This is a genomic window from Oerskovia merdavium (assembly GCF_014836755.1).
Lineage (GTDB): Bacteria > Actinomycetota > Actinomycetes > Actinomycetales > Cellulomonadaceae > Oerskovia > Oerskovia merdavium.
Genome location: NZ_JACSQF010000011.1, coordinates 129230 through 152007, shown reverse-complemented (window position 1 = coordinate 152007; position 22778 = coordinate 129230). Strand labels below are relative to the sequence as shown.

Here is a 22778-nt window from a genome sequence, read left to right as displayed (position 1 = left end):
GAGCCTGCGGTTGAGCCGGGGCGCGGCACGGCGGATGCTGGTGGCGACCGTCCGGTCCAGCCACGAGGAGGTCGGCCATGCACCCGACGCAGGACGTCACGTCCCACCGCACCGCGCGCACGTCACCACGAGGCCGACGCGTCGCCCTCGCCGCAGCACTGGTCCTCGCCGCGCTGGCGCTCGCGGCCTGCGCCCCTGGGCCCAACCCCGACGTCGGCACCCCCACCGCGGACGGCAGTCCCGCAGGGTTCTGGCTCGGTCTGTGGCAGGGCATCATCGTGCCCGTGACGTTCGTGATCTCCTTGTTCACCGACACGGTGAACATCTACGAGGTCCACAACAACGGGAACTGGTACGACTTCGGGTTCGTGCTCGGCCTGGGGCTGTTCGTGGGCGGGCCGTTCGGGGCCTCCCGCGGACGCCGTCACTCCTGACGGGCTGACCGCGTGCGCCGTCGGGCGAACCTCTCGGTCCTGCTGGGTCTCAGTCCTGCCGGATCGCCTCGCCGGCGATCTCGATCTCGACCTTCTTGCCCACCAGCAGACCGCCGGTCTCCAGCACGACGTTCCAGACGAGCCCGTAGGCCTCGCGGTCGAACGTGCCCGAGGCGCTGAACCCGAAGATGTCGCGGCCGTACGGGTCGCGCCGCGCCCCGCCGAACTGCATGGTCAGGTCGATCGGGAGGGTGACGTCCCGGATCGTGAGCAGGCCGCTCACGACGAAGTGCCCCGCGCCCGCTCCCTGGATCCTGGCCGCAGGGACCTCGGAGCGCTCGGGCGAACGGTTGCGCAGGCGCGCCCAGCTGAGCATGGCGTCGTCCTGCGGGCCCTGCCAGCGCACCGACGTGCTGCGGAAGTCGACGGTCGGGAACCGCTCGACGTCCAGGAAGTCAGGGCTGCGCAGGTGCACGTCCCGCTCGTCGTGGTGGGTCGTGAGGCTCGTGGCGTCCATGGTCGCGGAGACGGCCGACGCGAGCGGGTCGGCCCCGACGACGATCGTGGCGCTCGCACGCGTGAGCTCGCCGCGGACCGGGGAGACCATCATGTGCTTCCCGAGGAACCCGACCCGCTTGTGGGCCTCGTCCAGCAGGAACGTCCCCGCATCCGGGATCGTCATGCCGTTCCAGTACCGGGTCGGGTGGTCGATCGTCATCCGGGCAGGGCCTCTCGCTCGTTCTCGCAGGTGCAGAACAGCGGTGTCCGCACCGACCGGGTCGGTGTGCCCCTCGAGCATTCCCCATGAGTAGTAGAAAGTTCAACTAACCGAGGGGTGAACCTGGCCACCTCCTGGCCACGACGAACGACGAGAAGGGCCGCTGCTCCCGGAGGAACAGCGGCCCTTCTCGTCGAGGTGCGAGGAGTTCTCCTCAGCGCGCCGGCAGCGCCCCCGGCATGGGGTCTGCGTCACCGAACCGCGTCACGCGCAGTCGGCGTGCCTCCGGACCGGGCACGGCCTCCGCGTCCCCCGGCGTGCCCGAGGCAGCGGCCCGCAACAGTTCCGGGGTGTCGTGCGTGACGCGCACGAACGTCCCCGACCACGCGTCGAGCTCTCCACGGGCGATCGCGACGATCATCTCGACCGTCCGTTCGACCGGGGTCCACTCGGTACGCCCCACGTGCATGTCCATGGACGCCGTCAGGTCGGTCTGGACGACTCCGGGCGAGACCTCGAACGTGCGCAGACCGAGGGCGTGGCCCGACAGGTGCAGGTTCGAGCCCATGCGGAGCAGCGCGGTCTTGCTCGCGTTGTACGCGGTCGCGCCGTTCATGTCGTGCGAGCCCGCACCGGAGCTGAGGTCGACGACCCGGCCGCCGCCTCGCGCGAGCATCCCGGGGACGACCGCGCGCGAGAGCAGGAACGGCCCGCGCAGGTTGGTCTCCATGACGGACCACCACTCGTCGGGGTCCGCCTCCCACAGCGGGACCTCGGCGTCGATCCGCCCGGCGTTGTTGACCAGGAGGTCGATGCCTCCCAGCTCTGCCTCGGCGCGCGCGACCGCCGCGTCGACCGCCGCGACGTCGGAGACGTCCGCGACCAGGCCCACGGACCGGCGACCCAGCGCGCGGACCTCCGCGACGACGTCGTCCACGCGGGACGCGTCCCGGCCCAGGACCGCGACGTCGAGGCCCGCCGCGGCGAGCCCCCGCACGACCGCACGGCCGATCCCGCGCGTACCGCCCGTGACGAGGGCGGTGCGCGCGGGAGCCACCGTGGTGACGTCAGCCACGGAGCTCGGCCCCGAGCTGCTCGTGCGCCGCGGCGACCGCTGCAGCGCGCACGGCCGCGGAGTCCTCCGCGGTCAGCGTGCGGTCGGCGCCCCGCAGGCGCAGCGAGAACGCGAGCGACTTCTTGCCCTCGCCCACCTGGGGGCCGGTGTAGACGTCGAAGAGCGCGAGGTCCTCGAGCAGGTCGCCCGCCCCCTCCTCGATCGCGGCACGCACGGCCGAGGCCGGCACGGAGGCGTCGACGACGAGCGCCAGGTCCTCCTTCGCGAGCGGGAACGACGAGACGGGAGCCGCCTGGACCGGCTGCTCCGGGGCGGCGGCGATCAGGGCGTCCAGATCGACCTCGAACGCGACGGTCCGCGCGGGCAGGCCGAGCGTCTCGAGCACCTTGGGGTGCAGCTCGCCTGCGTGCCCGACGACGGTCCCGTCCGACAGCTCGAGCCTCGCCGTCCGGCCCGGGTGCCACGGCGCGTGGTCGTGGTCGGCGACGACGACCACGTCGACGCCCGCACGCTCGGCCACGAGCTCGGCGGCCGCGAGCGCGTCCGTCCAGTCCGCGGCGCGGCCGGCGCCCCACCAGCCCGACGCCTCGCGCTGCCCCGTGAGGACTCCCGCGACACGGCGCGGCTGCGGCGGGACCGCTGCCTGCAGCGTGGCCAGGTCGGCCTCGCTCGGGCGAGCACCGCCCGGCAGCTGCGGGGCGGCGGGAGCACCGGCGACCGGACGGGTCACGAGGCCGATCTCGAAGATCGCGAGGTCCGCGTTGCCTCGTCCCACGTTGCGCTTGACCGTGCCGAGCAACGTCGTGAGCAGGTTCGTCCGCATCTCGGGGTGGTCGTCCGCGAGCGGGTTGACCAGCCGCAGCGCGCGACGGCGCTCGTCGTCCGCGGGCAGGCGCAGGTCGTCGTGCGCCTGGGGGTTCACGAACGGGTAGCTCAGCGTCTCGACGAACCCGGCCTCCGCGAGGGCGCGCGCGACCGAGCGGCGGAGCTGCTGCGCGGTCGTCAGCCCACGACCGGCCGGGGCCGGCGGCAGGATCGACGGGATCTTGTCGTAGCCGACGAGGCGGGCGATCTCCTCGACGAGCTCGGCGGCCCCGGTCAGGTCCGGGCGCCACGTGGGCGGGGTGACCTCGAGGGTCGTGCCGCCGTCGAGGTCGCGGACCGTGCAGCCGATCTCGACGAGGACGCCGCGGACCTGCTCCGAGGTGTACGCCACCCCGACGAGCCTCTCGGCCTCGCCGATCGGGAAGACGACGGGCGTGACGGGGGCGACCGTGTTGAGGTCGCTCACCGCCGGGTCCGCAGTGCCTCCACCGAGCTCGACGAGCAGCTCCACCACGCGCTGGGCCGCGACGGGCGGCAGCGCGGGGTCGGCGCCACGTTCGAAGCGCTTGGCCGCCTCGGAGGGCAGCTTGTGGCGACGGGCCGAGCGCGCGACCGTGACGGGGTCGAAGTGCGCGGCCTCGACCAGGACGTCGGTCGTGCTCTCGCCGACCTCGCTCGAGGCCCCACCCATGACGCCCGCGATCCCGAGCACCCGCGACGCGCGAGAGCCCTCGGGCGAGTCGGTGATGAGCAGGTCCTCGACGTCGAGGCCGCGGTCGACACCGTCGAGCGTCGTGAGCCGCTCCCCCGCGTGCGCCCGGCGCACGACGATCGGGCCCGCGACCTTCGAGAGGTCGTAGGCGTGCAGCGGCTGGCCGAGGTCGAGCATGACGTAGTTCGTGATGTCGACCGCGAGCGAGATGGGCCGCATGCCCGCCTGCGTCAGGCGTCGCTGCATCCAGGCCGGCGTCGGCGCCTGCGGGTCGATGCCCCGCACGATGCGCGTGACGAACCGGTCGCAACCGGTCACGCCGTGGATCGGCGCCTCGTCCTCGACCTCGACCGGGAAGCCGTCGGGCGTCACGCCCGGCAGGTCGCCCGACGGGAGGCCGCGGTCCGTGAAGGCCGCGCCCGTGGAGTGCGAGAACTCGCGCGCGACGCCCCGGTAGGAGAAGCAGTACCCGCGGTCCGGCGTCACGTTGATCTCGAGGACCTCGTCACCGAGGCCCAGGAGCTCGAGCGCGTCCGTGCCGGGCGTCGTGTCGTAGCCCGTCTCCGGGGAGTACCCGTAGCGGTCGAGCACGATGATGCCGTCGTGGTCCTGCCCCAGGCCGAGCTCCTTGGCCGAGCAGATCATGCCGTCCGAGACGTGGCCGTAGGTCTTGCGGCTCGCGATGGGGAACGGTCCTGGCAGCACGGCCCCGGGCAGGGCGACGACGACGCGGTCACCCGGGCCGAAGTTGTGCGCGCCGCAGATGATGCCGCGCGGCGTCCCGCCCTCAGCCACGGGGACGCCGTCGACGTTGTGCGCCCCGACGTCGACCTGGCACCAGTTGATGACCTTGCCGTTCTTCTGCTCCTCGGGCTCGACCGAGACGACCTGGCCCACGACGAGCGGGCCGGTGACGGACGACCCGTGGATCGCCTCCTCCTCGAGGCCCACCTTCACGAGCGCGGCGGCCAGCGTCTCGGCCGTCAGGTCAGCAGGCAGCTCGACGTGCTCGCCGAGCCAGTCGATGACGATGTTCGGCATCAGATCCCCATTCCGAACTGGGTCGAGAAGCGGACGTCGCCCTCCACCATGTCGTGCATGTCAGCAATTCCGTGGCGCAGCATGAGCGTGCGCTCGATGCCCATGCCGAACGCGAAGCCCGAGTAGACCTCGGGGTCGATCCCCGCCGAGCGCAGGACGTTGGGGTTGACCATGCCGCAGCCGCCCCACTCGATCCAGCCAGCCCCGCCCTTCTTCTGGGGGAACCACAGGTCCATCTCGGCGCTGGGCTCGGTGAAGGGGAAGAACGACGGGCGCAGGCGCGTGCGGGCCTCGGGACCGAACATCGCCTTCGCGAAGTGGTCCAGGGTGCCGAGCAGGTGCGCCATGGTCAGGCCCTTGTCGACCGCGAGGCCCTCGACCTGGTGGAACACGGGCGTGTGGGTCGCGTCGAGCTCGTCGGTGCGGAACACCTTGCCGGGGCACGCGATGTACACGGGGAGCTCGCGCTCGAGGAGCGTACGGGCCTGGACCGGCGACGTGTGCGTGCGCAGCACGAGGTTCGACGGTTCGCCCGGCTCGCCGTCCGGACCCGCCGGGGTCTGGAGGAAGAACGTGTCCTGCATCTGACGGGCCGGGTGGTCCGGACCGAAGTTCAGGGCGTCGAAGTTGAACCACTCGGCCTCGATCTCCGGGCCTTCGGCGATCTCCCAGCCCATGGCCGTGAAGAAGTCGGCCGCGCGCTCCTGGAGCGTCTCGAGCGGGTGACGTGCCCCCGAGGGGGCACGGTCGACGGGCAGCGTCACGTCGACGGACTCCTCGACGAGGACCCGCTCGTCGCGCTCGGCCTCGAGGACCTGGGTGCGCGCGGCGAGCGCCTGGTTGAGGCGCCCGCGGATCGGGCCGAGGAGCTTGCCCGCGGCAGCCTTGTCGGCGGGGGCGAGCTGGCCGATCTGGCGGTTGGCGAGAGCGAGGGCGCTGCGGTCGCCGGTGTGCTGCAGACGCACCGACTTCAGCTCGTCGAGGTCGCGGGCGGCCTCGACGGCCGCGAGGGCCTCGGAGAGGACGACCTCGAGCGCGGGGCCGTCGAGGGGCGACGGCGCAGCGGGCTGTACCGGATCAGGGGTGGACATGCGTGCCTTCCTGGCGGGATCGGGACCGGACGCGCAGAGGTCACCTCGCGCGTCCAACTGAAGATTCTAGAGCGCCCGCCGGGGCACGACCGGTCGATCCGCGGCCGCCGTGCGGCGACCGGTGGTCGACGTGCGCAGCGTCAGCCGCGCGGCCCTCGAGCGGGCCACGTAAATCGGCGATCATCGCGCTGCATGTCCCCATCGTCCCACACGCGGTCCGGACGTGACGGAGCCTCGGTCCGGACGCGAGCGAGAGTGCGGCGCGGCGCAGATCGGCACTGCCAGGCGCAGACCGAGAGGTCGGCGGTGGCGGTGAGAGACTGGACGACGTGAGACGGCGGCACGACACGGACCACCACCGGTACGGCCCGGGCCGCGACGGTCCGGACGACGCCTGGCCGACCTACCCCGCCGGTGCTCCCGGCCCGCCCGACCCGCTCTCGGCGACCCGGGACGCGGAGCTCACCGGCCCGGCGGCTGCCCCACCCGAGACGCGCCCCGCGGACGCCGCACTCCACCGTGCGCCGGACGCTCCGCCGTCGGGCTCGGACGAGGCGCGCGTGCCCGACGCCGACCCGGCCGCACGGACGAGGCGGACGAACCCTCGCCCGACGACGGACGACGAGCCGCCCGCCGGGTTCTGGCGGACGGCCCGGTGGGCGCTCGTGCTCGGCGCCGTGGTGGGCGCGGTCTACCTCGGGACGTGCTCGGCGCGCGGGCTGACGCTCGACGACGCGGCGGTGTTCCTGCCCGTCGGGGCCGGAGGCATGGCCCTGTGCGTCTCGACGGTCGCGGTCGTCGTGGCCTGGGTCGCCCGGTACGTCACGACCCGCCGTCGCACGGACGCTCTCCTTGTGCCCGGCGCCCTGCGCGGCTGGACCCGCGCGTACGGGCTGCTGCTCGGCTTCATGGTCGCCGCGTTCGTCTGGGCCGGCGCCCAGGGCTGACCCGGCTCGTCAGCGACGCACGCCGAGCGGCGACGTCCGCACGACCTCGTAGAGCGGGCCGCCGCTGCGCCCCGCCCCGGGGGTCGACTCGACCAGGCACAGCTCGTCGGCCGTGAAGCGCGGTCCCTCGTAGACCGCGAGAGCGTGCGCCAGCTCGGCGAGGCCCGGCCCCGTGGGGCGCGGGTCGGTCTTGCGCCGGCCGTTCTTGCGCGGCCCGGAGGCACGCGCCACGGTCAGGTGGGCGCGCTGGCGCGGTCGCCGGTCGAGGCGCAGCCCGACGTCGGAGGCCGCTTCCGCGGTCGCGGCGCTCAGGCGACGGAGCGCCTCCGCGTCGCCACCCACCCCCGCGAACAGGATGCGGTCCTCGAACGTCCCGGCCCCGCGCAGGTGCAGCGTCAGGGGCTCGGTCGCCTCCGCGACCTCGTCGAGGGCACGCCCCAGATCGTCGACCGCACCGTCCGCGACCTCGCCGAAGAACGCGACCGTCAGGTGCATGAGGTCGCGCGGCGTCCAGCGGACCGAGGGTCGACCGTCGTCGGGTGCGACCGCACCGAGCGCTGACAGCGCGAGGTCGAGGTGGGCGAGGGCCTCGTCCGAGGGATACAGGGCGGCGAAGAGACGCACCGACCGTCCCCTCACGCGTTCCCGTCCGTGGTGCGCGGTCGGTGCGCCCTGCTCGAGGCGTAGAGGCACACCGTCGCGGCCGTGGCGAGGTTGAGCGACTCGGCCAGGCCGCGGAGCGGGACGCTCACGACCTCGTCGGCCAGCTCGCGGTCCTCGGGCGGCAGCCCCCAGGCCTCGTTGCCGAAGACCCACGCGGTGGGACGGGCGAGGTCGGGCGTGCCGGTGGGCGCGGCGCCCGCCACGTCGAGGAGGTCGTCGAGGTCGTGGTCGCCGCCGCCGTCCGCTGCGAGGACCGTGAGCCCGGCGGCGCGCAGCGCGTCGACGGTCTCCGCGAGACCCGCACCGGTCACGACCGGGAGGTGGAACAGGGATCCCGCCGTCGAGCGCACGACCTTGGGGTTGTGCACGTCGACGCTCTCGCCTGCGAGCACCACCAGGTCCGCCCCGGCGGCGTCGGCCGCCCGGACGACCGTCCCGGCGTTGCCCGGGTCGCGGACGGTCGCGAGGACCGCGACGAGCCGGGGGCGCCGCGTGAGCACGTCGTCGAGCGTGAGCTGCTCGATCCGGACCACGGCCAGGATGCCCTGGGCGTCCTGGCTCATGGCCTCGAACGCCTCGGGCGTCGTGAGGTGCACGTACAGGCGCTGGTCGAGGGCGTCGTCGACGATCTCCGCGTAGCGTTCGGCCGCCGACGGGGTCACGTACACGTCACGCACCAGGTGCGCGCCGTGCCGGACGGCCTCGCGCACCCCCTGCGGTCCCTCGACGAGGAACTGCTGGTGGCGCAGACGCGCCGGACGCCCGGACAGTGCCCGGACCGCCTTGACCCTGTCGCTCCGAGGATTCCAGACCTCGGGAACGCGGTGGGAGAACGGTACGGGGCGACCTGAGGACAGATCGTTCACTGTGCGGGCGTCCGGTGAGAAGAGTCGCTGCTCGATGATCAGGCAGCAGCCTTGGGGGCGTTCACGTCAGCAGGCAGCGCGTCCTTGGCGGCCTGGACGAGCGCGTTGAAGACGGTCACGTCGTTGACCGCGAGGTCCGCGAGCACGCGACGGTCGACCTCGATGCCAGCGGCCTTGAGGCCCTGGATGAGGCGGTTGTACGTCAGGCCCTGGGCGCGCGACGCAGCGTTGATGCGCTGGATCCACAGACGACGGAAGTCGCCCTTGCGCGCCTTGCGGTCACGGTAGGAGTAGACGAGGGAGTGGGTGACCTGCTCCTTCGCCTTCCGGTAGAGACGCGAACGCTGGCCGCGGTAACCCGCAGCGCGCTCGAGAGTTGTACGGCGCTTCTTCTGGGCGTTGACCGCCCGCTTCACGCGTGCCACGTGATGCTCCTTGCAGTTCGGGGCTCAGGTAGGGATTCAGCGATGATCAGCACCGGGGTGCGACCACCAGGCAGATCACTTACCGAGCAGCTTCTTGATCTTCTTGACGTCTGCGGGGGCGACGACCTGGTCAGCAGACAGGCGACGCGTGCGCGTGCTCGACTTGTGCTCGAGCAGGTGGCGCTTGTTGGCCTGCTCGCGCATGACCTTGCCGCTGCCGGTGATGCGGAACCGCTTCTTGGCGCCGGAGTGCGTCTTGTTCTTCGGCATGGCTGCCGTTTCTCCTTTGTCTGGTCGAGATCCCGGGAGGGACCCGACGTGTTCGGGCCGGGGCCGGTGGGCCTGGCTCGGTGTCAGTTGGTCAGCTGGGCTTGCCGCCGGGCTTCGGCTTGGCAGCCGTGCCGGGCTTGGGCGCTGCCGGCCGCGGGGCCGGAGGCTTGGGCATGGCGGCCGGCTTCGGCACCGCGATCGGCTTGGGGGCCGAGACGGGCTTGGGCGCGGCTGCCGGTGCGGCCGGAGCAGCGGTCCTGGGGGCTGCAGGAGCCTTGGGAGCCGAGGTGCGAGGCGCGGCCTTGGGGGCAGAAGCGCGGGGCGCTGCTGCCTTGGGGGCTGCTGCGGGAGCGGCCTCGGCGACGGGCGCCGGTGCGGGCTCGGGAGCGGCGGCAGCCTTGACCGCAGCAGCGGCCTCGGCGGAAGCGACCATCTCTGCGGCCTCGGCGACCTGTACCTCGAAAGGCACGTCGTTGCCGTCCGCGGGCTCCTCGGAGACCTCGACGGGGGCGGCCTTGGCGGCCGACTTCGTCTGACGAGGCTCGGCCTCCTGGGCGCGACGACGCTGCTCGTTCTTGGCTTCGGCCTTCTTCTTGACCGGGCCGAGCACCATGATCATGTTGCGCCCGTCCTGCTTGGGCGCGCTCTCGACGAAGCCGAGCTCCGCGACGTCCTCCGCGAGGCGCTGCAGGAGACGGATACCCATCTCCGGGCGCGACTGCTCACGGCCGCGGAACATGATCATGACCTTGACCTTGTCGCCCGCTGCGAGGAAGCGCTCGACGTGGCCCTTCTTGGTGCCGTAGTCGTGCGGGTCGATCTTCAGACGGAAACGGATCTCCTTGAGGACCGTGTTCGCCTGGTTGCGGCGAGCCTCACGGGCCTTCATGTCCGACTCGTACTTGAACTTGCCGAAGTCCATGAGCTTGCACACCGGCGGGCGTGCGTCGGGGGCGACCTCCACCAAGTCGAGGTCAGCGTCCTGGGCAAGGCTCAGGGCGACCTCAATGCGGACGACGCCGACCTGCTCCCCACCTGGGCCGACAAGTCGGACCTCGGGGACACGGATCCGATCGTTGATGCGAGGCTCGCTGATGTGATGCTCCTAGGAAGTCGTCGGTAGACCACCAGGAACGGGAAAGGCCCCCGTCCCAGAGCGCAGGGAGGAGGCCATCGATCGGGTCGTCGCGGGTGCGACGAACACACCGTCGCGTCACCGTGAAGAACGGCGACGCTCCGGACCGAGACCCGGCCTCTGTCGTGACGATCGTCAGCAGTTGAAGCTCAGGTGGGATGGAATCCACTTTGCGCACCCGTACGTCTCTCGAAGCGCCTGCTGGAGCCTCGACAAGAACCTACGGGTCGGTCAGCGACCAACAATAGCACGCACCGGCCGGAGCCTTCGTCACCGCAGGGCGGATGCCCGGCCCGCCCGACCCACCCACGATCCGCGCCGCCCCGCGGGGCGCGACGAGCGTTCACGTCGACGACACGCACTGGACATCCTCCATTGTTGGAACTATTCCAGAAAGTGTGGTTAGAGTAGTACCGTGCCGATCGACAAGACGCTCCGCCCCGCGGACCACGAGACCGAGCTCCGCGACAGCGGGCTCCGCGTCACGGCTGCCCGTCTGGCGGTGCTCGACGTCGTGACCCGGCAGCAGCACGCCGACGCGGACGACGTCCTGCGGGCCACCCGCGAGGCCCTCGGGTCGGTGTCCGTCCAGGCGGTCTACGACGTCCTGAACGCGCTCACGGACCACGGTCTGCTCCGGCGGATCGCGCCGGCGGGCCACCCGGCGCGCTACGAGCGCAGGCTGGGCGACAACCACCACCACGTCGTGTGCCGCTCGTGCGGTGCGGTCGCCGACATCGACTGCGCGGTCGGTCACGCACCCTGCCTGACGCCGAGCGGGAACAACGGCTTCACGATCGACACGGCCGAGGTCACGTACTGGGGCCTGTGCCCCGACTGCGCGGCCTGACGCCCGCCACCGCACCACGGCCACCCCGAGCCCCCCCAGCGCTCCCCGGAGCACCTGTCCCTACCGCCCCCTACCCACGAGCAGGCACCGGGCCCAGAGCCCCTCACCTGAAGGAGAAGACGATGACGAACACCCCCTTCACCACCACGCAGACGGGCACCCCCGTCCCGAGCGACGCCCACTCCCTGACCTCCGGGGCGGACGGCGCGACCGCGCTGCACGACCGCTACCTGGTCGAGAAGCTCGCGCAGTTCAACCGCGAGCGCATCCCGGAGCGCATCGTCCACGCCAAGGGCGGCGGCGCGTTCGGCGAGTTCGTCGTGACCGAGGACGTCTCGGCCTACACGCGTGCGGCCGTGTTCCAGCCGGGCGCGCGGACCGAGACCCTCCAGCGCTTCTCGAGCGTCGCGGGCGAGCAGGGCTCCCCCGATACCTGGCGCGACGTGCGCGGCTTCTCGGTGAAGTTCTACACGACCGAGGGCAACTACGACATCGTCGGCAACAACACCCCCGTCTTCTTCATCCGGGACGGCATCAAGTTCCCGGACTTCATCCACTCGCAGAAGCGCCTGCCGGGCTCGGGTCTGCGCGACGCCGACATGCAGTGGGACTTCTGGACCCTGTCCCCCGAGTCCGCGCACCAGGTGACCTACCTCATGGGTGACCGTGGCCTGCCGCGCTCGTGGCGCGAGATGCCGGGCTTCGGCTCGCACACCTACCAGTGGATCAACGCGGCGGGCGAGCGCTTCTGGGTCAAGTACCACTTCACGTCGAACCAGGGCAACGTCGAGATGGAGGGCTCGGAGGCCGAGCTCATCGCGGGCGCCGACGCCGACTACTACCGTCGCGACCTGTACGAGGCCATCGAGGCCGGCAACTTCCCGTCGTGGGACCTGCACGTCCAGGTCATGCCGTACGAGGACGCCAAGACGTACCGCTTCAACCCGTTCGACCTGACGAAGGTCTGGCCGCACGCCGACTACCCGCTCATCAAGGTCGGGACGCACACGCTCAACCGCAACCCGCAGAACTTCTTCGCGGAGATCGAGCAGGCGGCGTTCTCGCCCGCCAACACGGTCCCGGGCATCGACATCAGCCCCGACAAGATGCTCATGGCCCGCGTGTTCTCCTACCCGGACGCGCAGCGCTACCGCGTGGGCACCAACTACAACCAGATCCCGGTCAACGCCCCGCACGCCGCGCCGGTGCACAACTACTCGCAGGACGGCGCCCAGCGTCACGGGTTCAACTCCCCCTCGACGCCGGTCTACGCCCCCAACAGCCTGGGCGGCCCCGTGGCCGACGAGGCGCGCGCCGGGGTCGGCTCCTGGGAGTCGGACGGTGAGCTGACGCGGGCCGCGGCGACGCTGCACGCCGAGGACGACGACTTCGGCCAGGCCGGCACGCTCTACCGCGAGGTGTTCGACGACGCGGCCAAGGCTCGCTTCCTCGAGACCATCACGGGTGCCGTCGGCGGTGTCCAGAGCCCTGTGATCCGTGAGCGCGCGATCCAGTACTGGACGAACGTGGACGCGAACCTCGGGGCGGCCCTGCGCAGCGCCCTCGAGGCCGCTCCGCTCGCTGCGGACGAGGACGGCGTCACGTCGGAGCCCGCGCACTCCTGACGCGGGTCCCCTGACCGGCGCGACGTCGTCGGGCAGGAGCCCTGTGCACCACCCCGGAGGCCGGGTCCGCTCAGCGGGCCCGGCCTCCGGGCGTGCGGCCGCCGCCCGCCCGCCGTGGCGAGCACCTTCCAGGTCAGCGCTTGGCACACTATTCCTGTCGCGAGGCGCGCGAGGCCCGACGGCGCAGCCCGCCTCGACCGCGCGTGTCCCCCTGGGCCGGGCCCGGGCCGGCGACGGTCCGCCCGGGGTCCCCGCACAGCCCATGCTCTGGAAGGATGGAGCCATGACAACCGAGAACGACCCCACCACCCAGGACGCCACCCGGGACATCGCGGACGTCGCGGCCGTCGAGGTCATCACCTCGGCCGCGGTCCACCTCATGAGCGCCGCGGCCGTCAAGTGCGGCCTGGCCGAGGACGCCGCCGAGAAGGGTCACCTGGACCTCGACGAGGCGCGCAAGCTCATCAACGCGCTCGCGGCCCTCGTGACCGCGTCCGCCCCGGACATCGGCAACCAGCACGCACGCTCGCTGCGCGACGGCCTCCGCACGCTCCAGCTCGCGTTCCGCGAGGCCTCGGTCTACCCCGACGCCCTCGGCGAGGGCCCGGGCGAGAAGTACACGGGCGCGGTCAGTTGAGCACCCCGTCGGGCGGGCAGCCGACGCCTCCCCCGCCGTCCAGCGCGCACGGGGGCCACGGCGTCGTGCCCCCGCCCGGCGGTCAGGCGACCCCTCCCCCGCCCGCACCTCCCGGTGTCCCACCGGCGCAGGCGCAGACCCCGGCGCCGGCACACCCCTGGGCCTCTGACGACGTCTCCCCGCAGATGTCCGCCTACCAGGCAGCGGCCACGCTGCCCGGTGCGGGCTCTGCGAGCCCCACCGGCGGCACCCCGTCGGGCAGCACGAAGGGCCAACGCCCGGGGCGCGGCAAGACCGTCGCGATCGTGGTCCTGAGCCTCGCGCTGCTCGCGTCGCTCGGCGTCGGCGCGTACCTCCTGGTCACGACGCTGAGCTGGCAGGACCGCAGCGCGCAGTGGGAGTCCGAGGCGCGGGGGCTGGGCGAGGACGTCGCCCAGCTCACGGCCGACCTCGACGGCGCCAACACCGAGCTCGAGTCGGCCCGCACGCAGCTCGCGACCACGCAGGAGCGCATCACCGAGCTCGCGAACGAGAAGGCGCAGCTCGGCGACGAGAACGTGGCCTCGCAGCAGTACCTCGACTACCAGGCCCGCATCTCCGAGGCCGCCGGCACGGTCGCCGCCGCCCTCGGGCAGTGCACCACGGCGCAGGACGAGCTCATCGGCTACCTCAACAACCGTGACGCCTACAACCCCGACGACCTCGCCCAGTTCGCTACCCAGGTCGACGGGCTGTGCAAGGCCGCGACCGACGCGAACACCGAGCTCCAGAAGGAGCTCAACAAGTGAGGCCGACGACCGACGGGCGGCGCCGTCCGCGGCGACCGGCCGCGCTGCTCGCGGGCGTCCCGCTGCTCGCGGCCCTGGTCACGGGCTGCGGGGTGCTGCCCGAGCTGCCCGAGCCCATGCCCAGCTCGGTCGTGCCCAGCTTCGCCCAGCAGGCCGAGCCCGTGGGCTCGGAGAACCTCTCCCCGGACGGGTTCGACGCGGTCAAGCGCATGGCCGTGCGCATCCGCAACGTCGGGTGCTCGTCGCTCTCGACCGGGTCGGGGTTCGCGCTCGACGACCGCACGCTCATCACGAACAAGCACGTCGTGGAGGGCTCCAAGTCGCTCCAGGTGCTGACGTACGACGGGCGCGACATCAAGGTCGAGACCGCCAGCGCGGCGGGTCTCGCGGACCTCGCGATCGTCCGCACGAGCGACGACCTGCCCTCGGCCCCGACCCTCGCCGCGGCGGACCCGGTCCAGGGCGAGGCCGTGACGGTCGTGGGGTACCCCGAGGGCGGGCAGCTCACGGTCACGCAGGGCACGGTCGTGGGCACCACCACGGACCCGCTGCACTCGAACCTCGGCGAGGTCCTCGTGACCGACGCGCAGGTCGAGCCCGGCAGCTCGGGCTCCGCGGCGCTCAACGCGGACGGCGAGGTGATCGGCGTCGTGTACGCGAAGTCGAGCAACGCCTCGCTGCTCGTCCCGGTCTCGACGCTGCGGTCGATGCTCGACGACACCTCGGCCTTCGCACCCGTGCCCGCCTGCTCGTAGGCTGCGAAGCATGAGCAACGACGCGAGCACGGCAGGACGGCCCGACCCCACGTTCGTCACGCGAGCGGCGAACGACGCCTTCTCGGTGCGCAAGGTCTTCGGTGAGGCCTACGAGCGCGACGGGACGCTCGTGGTGCCGGTGGCCAAGGTGTCGGGCGGCACCGGCACGGGCTACGGGTACGGGGTCGGATCCTCGGCGGACGGCGTCGGCAAGCCGGGCGACGAGGGCGCGGCCGCCGCTCCCGACGCAGGCGAGGGGGCCGGTGGCGGCGGGGGCTACGGCATGAGCGTGCGCCCGCTGGGCGTGTACGTCGTGGGCCCCGACGGTGCACGGTGGCACCCCGCGCTCGACCTCAACAGGGTCGTCCTGGGCGGTCAGGTCGTGGCCGTGGTGCTCGCCCTGGTGGGCGGCTGGGTCCTGGGACGCCGCCGCTGCGCGGTCCGCGCCGGCGGGCAGCTCGCAGGAGGCCCGACGGCGCAGCACGGCTGGGTCAGTCGGCGCGGCCGATGCGCAGCTCGAGCGAGTCGACGCGCTCGGAGATCACGTCGCTGCCCGCGAGGGCCGTGTTGACCTGGGCCAGGACCGCGTCGAGACCTCGTCGGTCCAGGCCCGAGTCGATCGCCAGGACGACCGCGACCTCGGCGCTGCGCCCCGTCTCGGCGCGGACGGCCGCGACGTGCTCGACTCCCGAGACCGCGCCCGCGATCGCGTCCGCGACGTCCTCCACGACCTGACCGTCGGCCACGGCCGGGGCCCACTCCTTGCCCTGCGCGAGCGCCCACACCGCGGGACGCGGGATCAGGACCGTGACCGGGCCCGACGGGTCGAGGACCAGCAGCGACCAGTCCTCGCTCACGGCCGACAGCGCGGCGCGCGGCGCGTCCACGGGAACCGGGCGAGCGTCGGGCCGCCAGGCGGCCATGCTCGCGACGCTCGAGAACACCGGGAGCGCACGCCGGCCGTCGGGGGCCTCGAGCGCGACGACACCGGCCGCGGCCTCCTTGTCGACCTTCTGCCCGTGCTCACCCTCGCCCGCCGTGACGAGCTCGGCGAGGATCGGGATCAGCAGGCGCGAGCGGCCGAGCTGCGCGACGACCTGGGTCAGGCTCGCCCCGCCCTCGACGAACGCCGCGAGGACCGCGGTCAGCGCCGGGTCGGCCGAGCCGTCGTCCCCGGAGAAACCGGAGGACGGCGGCAGCGCCTTGCCCTTCGACAGCGGCGCCGCACCGTGCTCGGACGCGTGGGCGTGACCGGCGTGCGGGTCCGAGGTCACGGACGGCCTGCAACGTCGAGGGCCTGCGGCAGCGTGAAGGCACCCGCGTAGAGCGCCTTGCCGACGATCGCACCCTCGATGCCCTCGCCGACCAGGGCGCGCAGCGCCTCGAGGTCCGCCAGGCTCGAGATCCCGCCCGAGGCGATCACGGGCGCGTCGGTGCGCGAGGCGACCTCGCGCAGCAGGTCGACGTTCGGGCCGCGCAGCGTCCCGTCCTTGGTCACGTCGGTCACGACGTAGCGCGAGCAACCGGCCGCGTCGAGACGTTCGAGGACCTCCCAGAGGTCACCGCCCTCCTGGGTCCAGCCGCGCGCCGCGAGGGTCGTGCCGCGCACGTCGAGCCCGACGGCGATCGCGTCGCCGTGCTCGGCGATGACCTTCGCGGTCCACTCGGGGTTCTCGAGGGCGGCCGTGCCCAGGTTGACGCGCGAGCAACCCGTCGCCAGGGCGCGAGCGAGCGACTCGTCGTCACGGATGCCCCCCGAGAGCTCGACCTTGACGTCGAGGCGCGCGACGACGTCGGCCAGCAGCTCGGCGTTGGACCCGCGACCGAAGGCCGCGTCGAGGTCGACGAGGTGCACCCACTCGGCTCCCCCGGCCTGCCAGTCGAGAGCGGCCGACAGCGGGTCGCCGTACGAGGTCTCCGAGCCGGCCTCCCCCTGGACGAGGCGCACCGCCTGCCCGGCGGCGACGTCGACGGCGGGCAGCAGGACGAGACGATCGGTCATGAGGGGTCCTTCCGAGGGAATGCACGAGAACGATGGACGAGAGGGAGGGTCGGGCGGGGTCGTGGACCCCACCCGGGACGGTTCAGAGCGAGCGGACCCAGTTCTCCAGGAGGGCCGCACCGGCGTCGCCGGACTTCTCCGGGTGGAACTGGGTCGCGCTCAGCGGGCCGTTCTCGACGGCCGCGACGAACGGGCCCCCGTGGTCGGACCAGGTGACGAGCGGGGCGCGGAACGCGGGCCCCACGGGCTCGTCGACCCCGAGCGGGAAGCGGCGGGCCGCGTACGAGTGCACGAAGTAGAAGCGCTCGTCGGCGATGCCGTCGAAGAGCACCGAACCCTCGGGCACCTGGACCGTGTCCCAGCCCATGTGCGGGACGACGGGCGCGTCGAGGCGGTCGACGATGCCGGGCCACTCGCCGAGCCCCTCGGTGAGGGTCCCGTGCTCGTCGCCCTCGTCGAACATGACCTGCATGCCGACGCAGATCCCGAGCACCGCACGGCCGCCGGCCAGGCGGCGCTCGACGATCTGGTCGCCCCGCACGGCCTTGAGCCCGGCCATGACGGCAGCGAACGCGCCCACGCCCGGGACGACGAGCCCGTCGGCCTCCGAGGCGCGCGCCCGGTCGGCCGTGAGCTCGACCTGCGCCCCGACCCGCTCGAGCGCACGGACGGCCGAGCGGACGTTGCCGAAGCCGTAGTCGAGGACGACGACCGCGGGTCCGACGCTCACTTCTTGCGCGCCTTGCGGGCGGTCGACGTCAGCAGGCGCATGGCCTTCCAGCGCGAGATCCCCGAGCTCGGGACGACTCCCGAGAGCTCGGCGACGGTCGTCTGGCCCGTGACGAGGTCCTCGAGCTCCTCGGGCGCACCGCCGAGCACGAGCCCCGGGGCGAGCACGTCGCCCTCGACGCCGTCCTGCCAGCGCGTCGCGCTGAGCTGCTCGCCGCGGCGCGTGAGCAGGATGAGCGGGACGCCCTTGACGAGGGTCGAGACGGCGGCCGCGGCACGCTGCGGCGCGTCGCCCGACAGGTCGCGCAGGACCGCCAGCGCACCGATCTCGGTGGGCACGGCGTCGATCTCGAGCTGCGCGAGCGAGCAGGCGGCTGCCAGGGGCTCGGCACCCGCGATCTGGGTCACGAGGACCGCGAGCTCGGGGTCGGAGGACGGGGAGAGCAGGCTCGAGATGTCGTCCGGGATCACCAGGTCCAGCTCGGGCTCTTCGGGGTTCTGCGGGGTGGTCATGTCGTCCGTCTCGGTCGTCCGCGGCGTGTGGTCGCCGCGGGGCTGGTCGACGGGTCCGTGGCTGGGCTCGTGGCCGCCCTCGGACCCGTCGGGCTGTGCGGGGTTCGTGGGCGCGGGGCTCACAACGCGCCCTTGGTCGACGGGATGCCGTCGACCCGGGCGTCGGGCGCCACGGCGAAGCGCAGCGCACGGGCGAGGGCCTTGAACTGCGCCTCCACGATGTGGTGGGGGTCGCGGCCCGAGAGCACGCGCACGTGGATGCAGATCGCGGCGTGGTGCGCGATCGACTCGAGCACGTGGCGCGTGAGCGACCCCGTGAAGTGCCCGCCGATCAGGTGGTACTCCTGGCCTGCGGGCTCGCCCTCGTGCACGAGGTACGGGCGGCCCGAGACGTCGACGACCGCGAGCGCGAGCGCCTCGTCGAGCGGCACCATGGCGTCGCCGAAGCGGGAGATGCCCGCCTTGTCGCCGAGCGCGATCTTGAGCGCCTCGCCGATCGTGATCGCGACGTCCTCGACCGTGTGGTGCGCGTCGATGTGCGTGTCGCCCGTGGCCCGGACCGTGAGGTCGATGAGCGAGTGCTTGCCGAGGGCCGTCAGCATGTGGTCGTAGAACGGGACGGTCGTCGAGATGTCCGTCTTCCCGGTCCCGTCGAGGTCCAGCTCGACGAGCACGCTCGACTCCGACGTCGCGCGCTCGATGCGCGCGGTGCGCTTCACAGTCCTGCCACCTCCACCAGGGCGTCCTTGAACGCCGTCATCTCCTGCGGTGTGCCGATCGACACCCGCAGCCAACCTTCGGGACCAGTCTCCCGGATGAGGACGCCTCGATCCAACAGGCCCTGCCAGACCGCGTGGCGGTCCGGGAAGGTACCGAACAGGACGAAGTTCGCGTCCGAGTCGGCGACCTGCAGCGGGGCGCCGCCCAGGGCCGCGGGGCGCTGGGCCCGCAGCCAGGTCACGGTCGCGTCCCGCTCGGCCCGCAGCGCGTCGACCTGGGCCAGCAGCGAGGACGAGTGCTTGAGGGCAGCGCGCGCGACCGCCTGGGTCGCCGCCGACAGGTGGTACGGCAGGCGCACGACGCGCAGCGCGTCGACCAGCGTGGTCGACGCGGCGAGGTAGCCGACGCGTGCACCCGCGAGCGCGAACGCCTTGGACATGGTGCGCGAGACCGCGAGGTTGGGGTAGCGCTCGAGCAGCTCGAGCGCCGAGGGGACGCCCGCGCGGCGGAACTCTCCGTAGGCCTCGTCGACCACGACGACGGCCGAGGTCCCCGGCTCGGCGCCGTGCGGGGTGACCGCGAGCGCCGCCTCGCACACGGCCTCGACGACCTCGCGTGTCAGGGCCGTACCCGTCGGGTTGTTGGGGCTGGCCAGGAGGATCACCGAGGGGGCGTGCGCGACGATCGCTGCGCGCGCGGCCTCGGGGTCGAGCGTGAAGTCCTCCGCACGCCGCCCCGTCACCCAGGCGGTCGAGGTGTCGCGGGCGTACTCGGGGTACATCGAGTAGGTCGGCGCGAACGACAGCGCGGTGCGCCCGGGTCCGCCGAAGGCCTGGAGCAGGTGGAGCATGACCTCGTTGGAGCCGTTCGCGGCCCAGACCTGCTCGGGGGCGACGCGCACGCCCGACTCCCCCGCGAGGTAGTCGGCGAGGTCCTGGCGCAGGCCGAGGAAGTCGCGGTCGGGGTAACGGTTGAGCGTGGCAGCGGCCTCGGCGACGTCCGCGGCGATGGTCGCCACGACCTCGGCCGAGGGCGCGTAGGGGTTCTCGTTGACGTTGAGCAGAACGGGCACGTCGAGCTGCGGGGCCCCGTACGGCTCGATCCCCGCGTGCTCGGGTCGCACCGGGAGGCGCACCTGCGCCACGGCGTGCGTGCGGGCCTGCGAGATGGAGGCACCCGCCCGGGGTGCGTCGTCCGGGGACTCGAGAAGAGGAGTGGTCACCAGGACAGTCTACGAAGCCGTCCGTGCCGGACGGGTGGACGTCCGGCAGGCGGTCGGTGGACCTGCCCGCCGCGGGCGGTGCCGACGGTCGTCCGACGGCGCGACCGTGCAGTGAGCCGACGGCGTGACTACGCAGTGAGCCGACGGCGCGACCACGCCGTGAGCACGTCAGGCGGTGACGACGTCTGTGCCGCTCACCGTGACGGCGAGGCGGGGCAGGGGCGTGGGCGCCGGGCCGGCGATCACGTCGCCCGTGCTCAGGTCGAAGCGGGAACCGTGGCACGGGCAGTCGAGCTCGCCGTCTCCCGGCGCGACCGTGCAGCCCTGGTGCGTGCAGATCGCGCTGAAGGCCTCGAACGTCCCCTCCTCGGGCTGGGTCACGAGGTAGGGCGCACCGTCGACCTGGACCGACACGGCACCGCCCACGGGCACGTCGCCCGTGGCGGTGACCACGGTGCCCGACGGCGCGGCTGCCGTCCCGCTCGTCCCGCTGCCCCCGCCCGTGGTCCCGGTAGTACCGCCCCCGCCCCCGCCGCCCGAGCAGGCCGCGAGCACCAGGGCGCCTGCGCCCGCTCCCGCCGACACGAGGAGCGAGCGCCGCGAGAGGAGGTCGCACGCCGGACGGCCGACGTTCCGAGCAGGAGCCGGGCTAGCTGTCGGCGGAGCGGCCGTGGGCGGCCGCTCCGGGCCGGGCGCCCTGGCCGGCGTGGTCGCCGGCGTGGTGGCGGGCGCCCCCGCCTGCGTCGCGAGAGAGGTCGCCTGCGTGGTCGAGGTCCTCATGGTCACCCTCCGCCGTGCGTCCGGGGTCGAGAAGTCTTTCAATTGAAGCATCGGGCCCGGCGCCACGCGCGAGCGCGCGACGTCCCGTCCGGGCATCCCGCCCACCCGCACCAGAGCACTCGGAGCACCCCATGGCCGCGTCCGAACCCCCGCCCGCCGCAGGCTCGAGCCCGGGGGGATCCCCGCCGTCGGGCACGCCGCCCGTGCCCCCGCCGCTGCCGCGCGGCGCGTGGCTGCTGCGCGGCGTGACGGCCGCGGGGCTGCTGCTCTCGGCCGACGTCCACCTGTTCCTCTACGTCCAGGGGTACCAGGACATCGAGGTCGTCGGACCGCTGTTCCTGCTCAACGCGGTCGCGGGGTTCGTGCTCGGTCTGCTCGTGCTGGTCTGGCGCCACTGGCTGCCGCTGCTGGGGGCGATCGGGTTCTCGGTCGCGACGCTCGGCGCGTTCTACCTCTCGACGACGGTCGGGTTCTTCAGCGTGAACGAGACGGCCGGCGGGGTCCAGCAGGTCACGGCGGCCGTCAGCGAGTGGGTCGCGCTCGTCGGTGCGCTGCTGGCGCTCGTGGTCGAGCGCCGCCGGGCGACGGGGCGGTCCAGAAGCACCCCCTGACCTGCGCAGACATCGCTTGTGACAGTTTTCACAACGGAGTTCGTCCTTTCTGTCCGACGCTGGACGGGCGCCCCTCCGCCCCCTCGGTTACGGTCGAGTCGTCGGACACCACAGGACGCGGAGCGCGTCCCGTCGCACCCGTCGACCCGCGGGTGGACCCCGCCCGGTGTCCGCTCCTGGAGGAGAGCCATGAGCACCATGAAGGCAGCCGTCGTCCACACGTTCGCCGAGCCGCTCACGATCGACGAGATCGAGGTCCCCACCCCCGGACCCCACGAAGCACTCGTCAAGGTCGACTACACGGGCGTGTGTCACACCGACCTGCACGCCGCCCACGGCGACTGGCCCGTCAAGCCCAGCCCCCCGTTCGTCCCCGGGCACGAGGGCGTCGGGACCGTGGTCGCGGTCGGCGACCAGGTCACCCGCGTCAAGGTCGGCGACAAGGTCGGCAACGCCTGGCTGTGGAGCGCGTGCGGCGAGTGCGAGTACTGCGAGACCGGGTGGGAGACGCTCTGCCCCCAGCAGAAGAACGGCGGGTACTCGGTCGACGGCTCGTTCGGCCAGTACATGCTGGTCGACTCGCGCTACGCCCCGATCATCCCCGAGGGCGTCGAGGACGCGGCCGTCGGCCCCATCCTGTGCGCGGGAGTCACGGTCTACAAGGGCCTCAAGCAGACGGACACGAAGCCCGGCGAGTGGGTCCTGATCTCGGGCATCGGCGGCCTGGGGCACATCGCGGTCCAGTACGCCGTGGCCATGGGGCGCCGCGTCGCCGCGGTCGACGTGGACGACGAGAAGCTGGCCCTGGCCCGCAAGCACGGCGCCGAGGTCACGGTCAACGCGGCCACCTCGGCAGACCCTGCGGCCGAGCTCCAGGAGAAGACCGGGGGCGGCGTGCACGGCGCGCTCGTGACCGCGGTCAACGCCCACGCCTTCCCGCAGGCCGTCGGTGCGCTGCGCCGCGGTGGCACGGTCGCCCTCGTCGGGCTGCCGCCCGAGAAGTTCCCGCTCGACATCTTCACGACCGTCCTGTTCGGCCTCACGGTCCGCGGCTCGATCGTCGGGACGCGCAAGGACATGGCCGAGGCGCTCGACTTCTTCGCCCGCGGGAAGGTCAACCCGACGTACACCGTGCGCCCGTTGAGCGACATCAACGACATCTTCAGCGAGATGGAGGCGGGCAAGATCGACGGCCGCGTCGTCATGGACATGCACTCCTGACGAGGCTCTCGCGGGGCCGCCTGCCCGGGCCCTGACCACCACCTGTCCGGTCATGAGGCCCGGTGCGGTCCGACGGATCTCCGTGGGACCGCACCGGGCCGCGCTCGTGGGGGGGGGGCCCCC

The 22778-nt window shown here is 72.9% G+C and carries 26 protein-coding genes; 10 read left to right on the top strand and 16 right to left on the bottom strand.

Annotated features, from left to right (window positions below):
* Nucleotides 1–77: 77 nt before the first annotated feature.
* Nucleotides 78–434: a hypothetical protein gene (locus H9641_RS12135; RefSeq protein ID WP_225220364.1), complete on the top strand. Its 357-nt coding sequence runs from the start codon at nucleotides 78–80 to the stop codon at nucleotides 432–434.
* 49 nt (nucleotides 435–483) lie between these two features.
* Here H9641_RS12135 and H9641_RS12130 read toward each other — a convergent pair whose 3' ends face one another.
* The 4 genes from H9641_RS12130 to pheS all read right to left on the bottom strand — a co-directional run bounded on the left by H9641_RS12130 (nucleotide 484) and on the right by pheS (nucleotide 5896).
* Nucleotides 484–1152 carry a YceI family protein gene (locus tag H9641_RS12130; RefSeq protein WP_191804063.1) on the bottom strand — a complete coding sequence of 223 codons (669 nt, stop codon included), beginning with the start codon at nucleotides 1150–1152 and terminating at the stop codon, nucleotides 484–486.
* A gap of 214 nt (nucleotides 1153–1366) precedes the next feature.
* Nucleotides 1367–2227, bottom strand: a complete 861-nt coding sequence (locus H9641_RS12125) for an SDR family NAD(P)-dependent oxidoreductase (protein WP_191804061.1) — start codon at nucleotides 2225–2227, stop codon at nucleotides 1367–1369.
* On the bottom strand, nucleotides 2220–4805 hold the full coding sequence (gene pheT, locus H9641_RS12120) for a phenylalanine--tRNA ligase subunit beta (RefSeq protein WP_191804059.1): 2586 nt from the start codon (nucleotides 4803–4805) through the stop codon (nucleotides 2220–2222). The genes H9641_RS12125 and pheT overlap by 8 nt, the downstream gene beginning before the upstream one ends.
* Nucleotides 4805–5896, bottom strand: a complete 1092-nt coding sequence (pheS, locus tag H9641_RS12115; protein ID WP_191804057.1) for a phenylalanine--tRNA ligase subunit alpha — start codon at nucleotides 5894–5896, stop codon at nucleotides 4805–4807. The genes pheT and pheS overlap by 1 nt, the downstream gene beginning before the upstream one ends.
* Before the next feature lie 329 nt (nucleotides 5897–6225).
* On the opposite strand from pheS, the gene H9641_RS12110 reads away from it, so the two are divergent.
* Nucleotides 6226–6843 (top strand): hypothetical protein, encoded by a 618-nt coding sequence (locus tag H9641_RS12110; protein ID WP_191804055.1) that lies wholly within the window; start codon nucleotides 6226–6228, stop codon nucleotides 6841–6843.
* 9 nt (nucleotides 6844–6852) lie between these two features.
* Here H9641_RS12110 and thpR read toward each other — a convergent pair whose 3' ends face one another.
* The 5 genes from thpR to infC all read right to left on the bottom strand — a co-directional run bounded on the left by thpR (nucleotide 6853) and on the right by infC (nucleotide 10136).
* Entirely contained in the window at nucleotides 6853–7467 is a 615-nt protein-coding gene (gene thpR / locus H9641_RS12105; protein WP_191804053.1) for an RNA 2',3'-cyclic phosphodiesterase, read from the bottom strand.
* An 11-nt stretch (nucleotides 7468–7478) separates the two neighbouring features.
* Complete coding sequence (locus H9641_RS12100; protein WP_318244549.1) at nucleotides 7479–8372, bottom strand: TrmH family RNA methyltransferase; 894 nt, start codon at nucleotides 8370–8372, stop codon at nucleotides 7479–7481.
* Nucleotides 8373–8410: 38 nt separating this feature from the next.
* The gene (gene rplT, locus H9641_RS12095; RefSeq protein WP_030150471.1) at nucleotides 8411–8797 is read right to left on the bottom strand and encodes a 50S ribosomal protein L20; all 387 of its coding nucleotides are present in this window, start codon (nucleotides 8795–8797) and stop codon (nucleotides 8411–8413) included.
* A gap of 75 nt (nucleotides 8798–8872) precedes the next feature.
* A complete protein-coding gene (gene rpmI / locus H9641_RS12090) occupies nucleotides 8873–9067 on the bottom strand; it encodes a 50S ribosomal protein L35 (protein WP_030150472.1) in 195 nt (64 codons plus the stop codon).
* A 91-nt stretch (nucleotides 9068–9158) separates the two neighbouring features.
* A complete protein-coding gene (infC, locus tag H9641_RS20740) occupies nucleotides 9159–10136 on the bottom strand; it encodes a translation initiation factor IF-3 (protein ID WP_318244555.1) in 978 nt (325 codons plus the stop codon).
* A 481-nt stretch (nucleotides 10137–10617) separates the two neighbouring features.
* On the opposite strand from infC, the gene H9641_RS12080 reads away from it, so the two are divergent.
* The 6 genes from H9641_RS12080 to H9641_RS12055 all read left to right on the top strand — a co-directional run bounded on the left by H9641_RS12080 (nucleotide 10618) and on the right by H9641_RS12055 (nucleotide 15428).
* Nucleotides 10618–11052: a Fur family transcriptional regulator gene (locus H9641_RS12080; RefSeq protein WP_318244548.1), complete on the top strand. Its 435-nt coding sequence runs from the start codon at nucleotides 10618–10620 to the stop codon at nucleotides 11050–11052.
* A 122-nt stretch (nucleotides 11053–11174) separates the two neighbouring features.
* The gene (locus tag H9641_RS12075) at nucleotides 11175–12677 is read left to right on the top strand and encodes a catalase (protein WP_191804051.1); all 1503 of its coding nucleotides are present in this window, start codon (nucleotides 11175–11177) and stop codon (nucleotides 12675–12677) included.
* 283 nt (nucleotides 12678–12960) lie between these two features.
* On the top strand, nucleotides 12961–13314 hold the full coding sequence (locus tag H9641_RS12070) for a DUF1844 domain-containing protein (protein ID WP_056648882.1): 354 nt from the start codon (nucleotides 12961–12963) through the stop codon (nucleotides 13312–13314).
* A gap of 185 nt (nucleotides 13315–13499) precedes the next feature.
* The gene (locus H9641_RS12065) at nucleotides 13500–14102 is read left to right on the top strand and encodes a hypothetical protein (RefSeq protein WP_225220363.1); all 603 of its coding nucleotides are present in this window, start codon (nucleotides 13500–13502) and stop codon (nucleotides 14100–14102) included.
* The gene (locus tag H9641_RS12060; RefSeq protein WP_318244547.1) at nucleotides 14099–14857 is read left to right on the top strand and encodes a serine protease; all 759 of its coding nucleotides are present in this window, start codon (nucleotides 14099–14101) and stop codon (nucleotides 14855–14857) included. Before H9641_RS12065 ends, H9641_RS12060 begins: the two co-directional genes overlap by 4 nt.
* 10 nt (nucleotides 14858–14867) lie before the next feature.
* Nucleotides 14868–15428, top strand: coding sequence for a spore germination protein GerW family protein (locus H9641_RS12055; protein ID WP_191804048.1), 561 nt, complete (start codon nucleotides 14868–14870; stop codon nucleotides 15426–15428).
* Here H9641_RS12055 and H9641_RS12050 read toward each other — a convergent pair.
* The 7 genes from H9641_RS12050 to H9641_RS20490 form a co-directional block, all read right to left on the bottom strand.
* Nucleotides 15349–16131 (bottom strand): SseB family protein, encoded by a 783-nt coding sequence (locus tag H9641_RS12050; protein ID WP_318244546.1) that lies wholly within the window; start codon nucleotides 16129–16131, stop codon nucleotides 15349–15351. The two genes, H9641_RS12055 and H9641_RS12050, sit on opposite strands and share 80 nt — an antisense overlap.
* Nucleotides 16128–16859, bottom strand: a complete 732-nt coding sequence (gene priA / locus H9641_RS12045; RefSeq protein ID WP_056648878.1) for a bifunctional 1-(5-phosphoribosyl)-5-((5-phosphoribosylamino)methylideneamino)imidazole-4-carboxamide isomerase/phosphoribosylanthranilate isomerase PriA — start codon at nucleotides 16857–16859, stop codon at nucleotides 16128–16130. The genes H9641_RS12050 and priA overlap by 4 nt, the downstream gene beginning before the upstream one ends.
* 82 nt (nucleotides 16860–16941) lie before the next feature.
* Nucleotides 16942–17589, bottom strand: coding sequence for an imidazole glycerol phosphate synthase subunit HisH (hisH, locus tag H9641_RS12040; RefSeq protein ID WP_191804046.1), 648 nt, complete (start codon nucleotides 17587–17589; stop codon nucleotides 16942–16944).
* Nucleotides 17586–18224: a hypothetical protein gene (locus H9641_RS12035; protein WP_318244545.1), complete on the bottom strand. Its 639-nt coding sequence runs from the start codon at nucleotides 18222–18224 to the stop codon at nucleotides 17586–17588. Before H9641_RS12035 ends, hisH begins: the two co-directional genes overlap by 4 nt.
* A complete protein-coding gene (gene hisB / locus H9641_RS12030; protein ID WP_056648875.1) occupies nucleotides 18221–18820 on the bottom strand; it encodes an imidazoleglycerol-phosphate dehydratase HisB in 600 nt (199 codons plus the stop codon). Before hisB ends, H9641_RS12035 begins: the two co-directional genes overlap by 4 nt.
* On the bottom strand, nucleotides 18817–19965 hold the full coding sequence (locus H9641_RS12025; protein ID WP_191804125.1) for a histidinol-phosphate transaminase: 1149 nt from the start codon (nucleotides 19963–19965) through the stop codon (nucleotides 18817–18819). The genes hisB and H9641_RS12025 overlap by 4 nt, the downstream gene beginning before the upstream one ends.
* Nucleotides 19966–20211: 246 nt before the next feature.
* The gene (locus H9641_RS20490; protein ID WP_263600598.1) at nucleotides 20212–20823 is read right to left on the bottom strand and encodes a Rieske (2Fe-2S) protein; all 612 of its coding nucleotides are present in this window, start codon (nucleotides 20821–20823) and stop codon (nucleotides 20212–20214) included.
* Nucleotides 20824–20954: 131 nt separating this feature from the next.
* Here H9641_RS20490 and H9641_RS12015 point away from each other — a divergent pair, with 131 nt between their 5' ends.
* Both H9641_RS12015 and adhP read left to right on the top strand, forming a co-directional pair.
* Nucleotides 20955–21434, top strand: a complete 480-nt coding sequence (locus tag H9641_RS12015; RefSeq protein WP_225220362.1) for a hypothetical protein — start codon at nucleotides 20955–20957, stop codon at nucleotides 21432–21434.
* Between the two features lie 189 nt (nucleotides 21435–21623).
* Nucleotides 21624–22655 carry an alcohol dehydrogenase AdhP gene (gene adhP, locus H9641_RS12010; RefSeq protein WP_191804044.1) on the top strand — a complete coding sequence of 344 codons (1032 nt, stop codon included), beginning with the start codon at nucleotides 21624–21626 and terminating at the stop codon, nucleotides 22653–22655.
* The last annotated feature ends 123 nt before the right edge of the window (nucleotides 22656–22778 follow it).

What these genes read in the sequence shown, in the direction of transcription:
- H9641_RS12135 (WP_225220364.1), top strand. Translation starts at nt 78, where the DNA reads ATGCACCCGACGCAGGACGTCACGTCCCACCGCACCGCGCGCACGTCA.
- H9641_RS12130 (WP_191804063.1), bottom strand. Translation starts at nt 1,152, where the DNA reads ATGACGATCGACCACCCGACCCGGTACTGGAACGGCATGACGATCCCG.
- pheT (WP_191804059.1), bottom strand. Translation starts at nt 4,805, where the DNA reads ATGCCGAACATCGTCATCGACTGGCTCGGCGAGCACGTCGAGCTGCCT.
- pheS (WP_191804057.1), bottom strand. Translation starts at nt 5,896, where the DNA reads ATGTCCACCCCTGATCCGGTACAGCCCGCTGCGCCGTCGCCCCTCGAC.
- rpmI (WP_030150472.1), bottom strand. Translation starts at nt 9,067, where the DNA reads ATGCCGAAGAACAAGACGCACTCCGGCGCCAAGAAGCGGTTCCGCATC.
- H9641_RS12075 (WP_191804051.1), top strand. Translation starts at nt 11,175, where the DNA reads ATGACGAACACCCCCTTCACCACCACGCAGACGGGCACCCCCGTCCCG.
- H9641_RS12070 (WP_056648882.1), top strand. Translation starts at nt 12,961, where the DNA reads ATGACAACCGAGAACGACCCCACCACCCAGGACGCCACCCGGGACATC.
- H9641_RS12065 (WP_225220363.1), top strand. Translation starts at nt 13,500, where the DNA reads ATGTCCGCCTACCAGGCAGCGGCCACGCTGCCCGGTGCGGGCTCTGCG.
- H9641_RS12055 (WP_191804048.1), top strand. Translation starts at nt 14,868, where the DNA reads ATGAGCAACGACGCGAGCACGGCAGGACGGCCCGACCCCACGTTCGTC.
- priA (WP_056648878.1), bottom strand. Translation starts at nt 16,859, where the DNA reads ATGACCGATCGTCTCGTCCTGCTGCCCGCCGTCGACGTCGCCGCCGGG.
- H9641_RS20490 (WP_263600598.1), bottom strand. Translation starts at nt 20,823, where the DNA reads ATGAGGACCTCGACCACGCAGGCGACCTCTCTCGCGACGCAGGCGGGG.
- H9641_RS12015 (WP_225220362.1), top strand. Translation starts at nt 20,955, where the DNA reads ATGGCCGCGTCCGAACCCCCGCCCGCCGCAGGCTCGAGCCCGGGGGGA.
- adhP (WP_191804044.1), top strand. Translation starts at nt 21,624, where the DNA reads ATGAGCACCATGAAGGCAGCCGTCGTCCACACGTTCGCCGAGCCGCTC.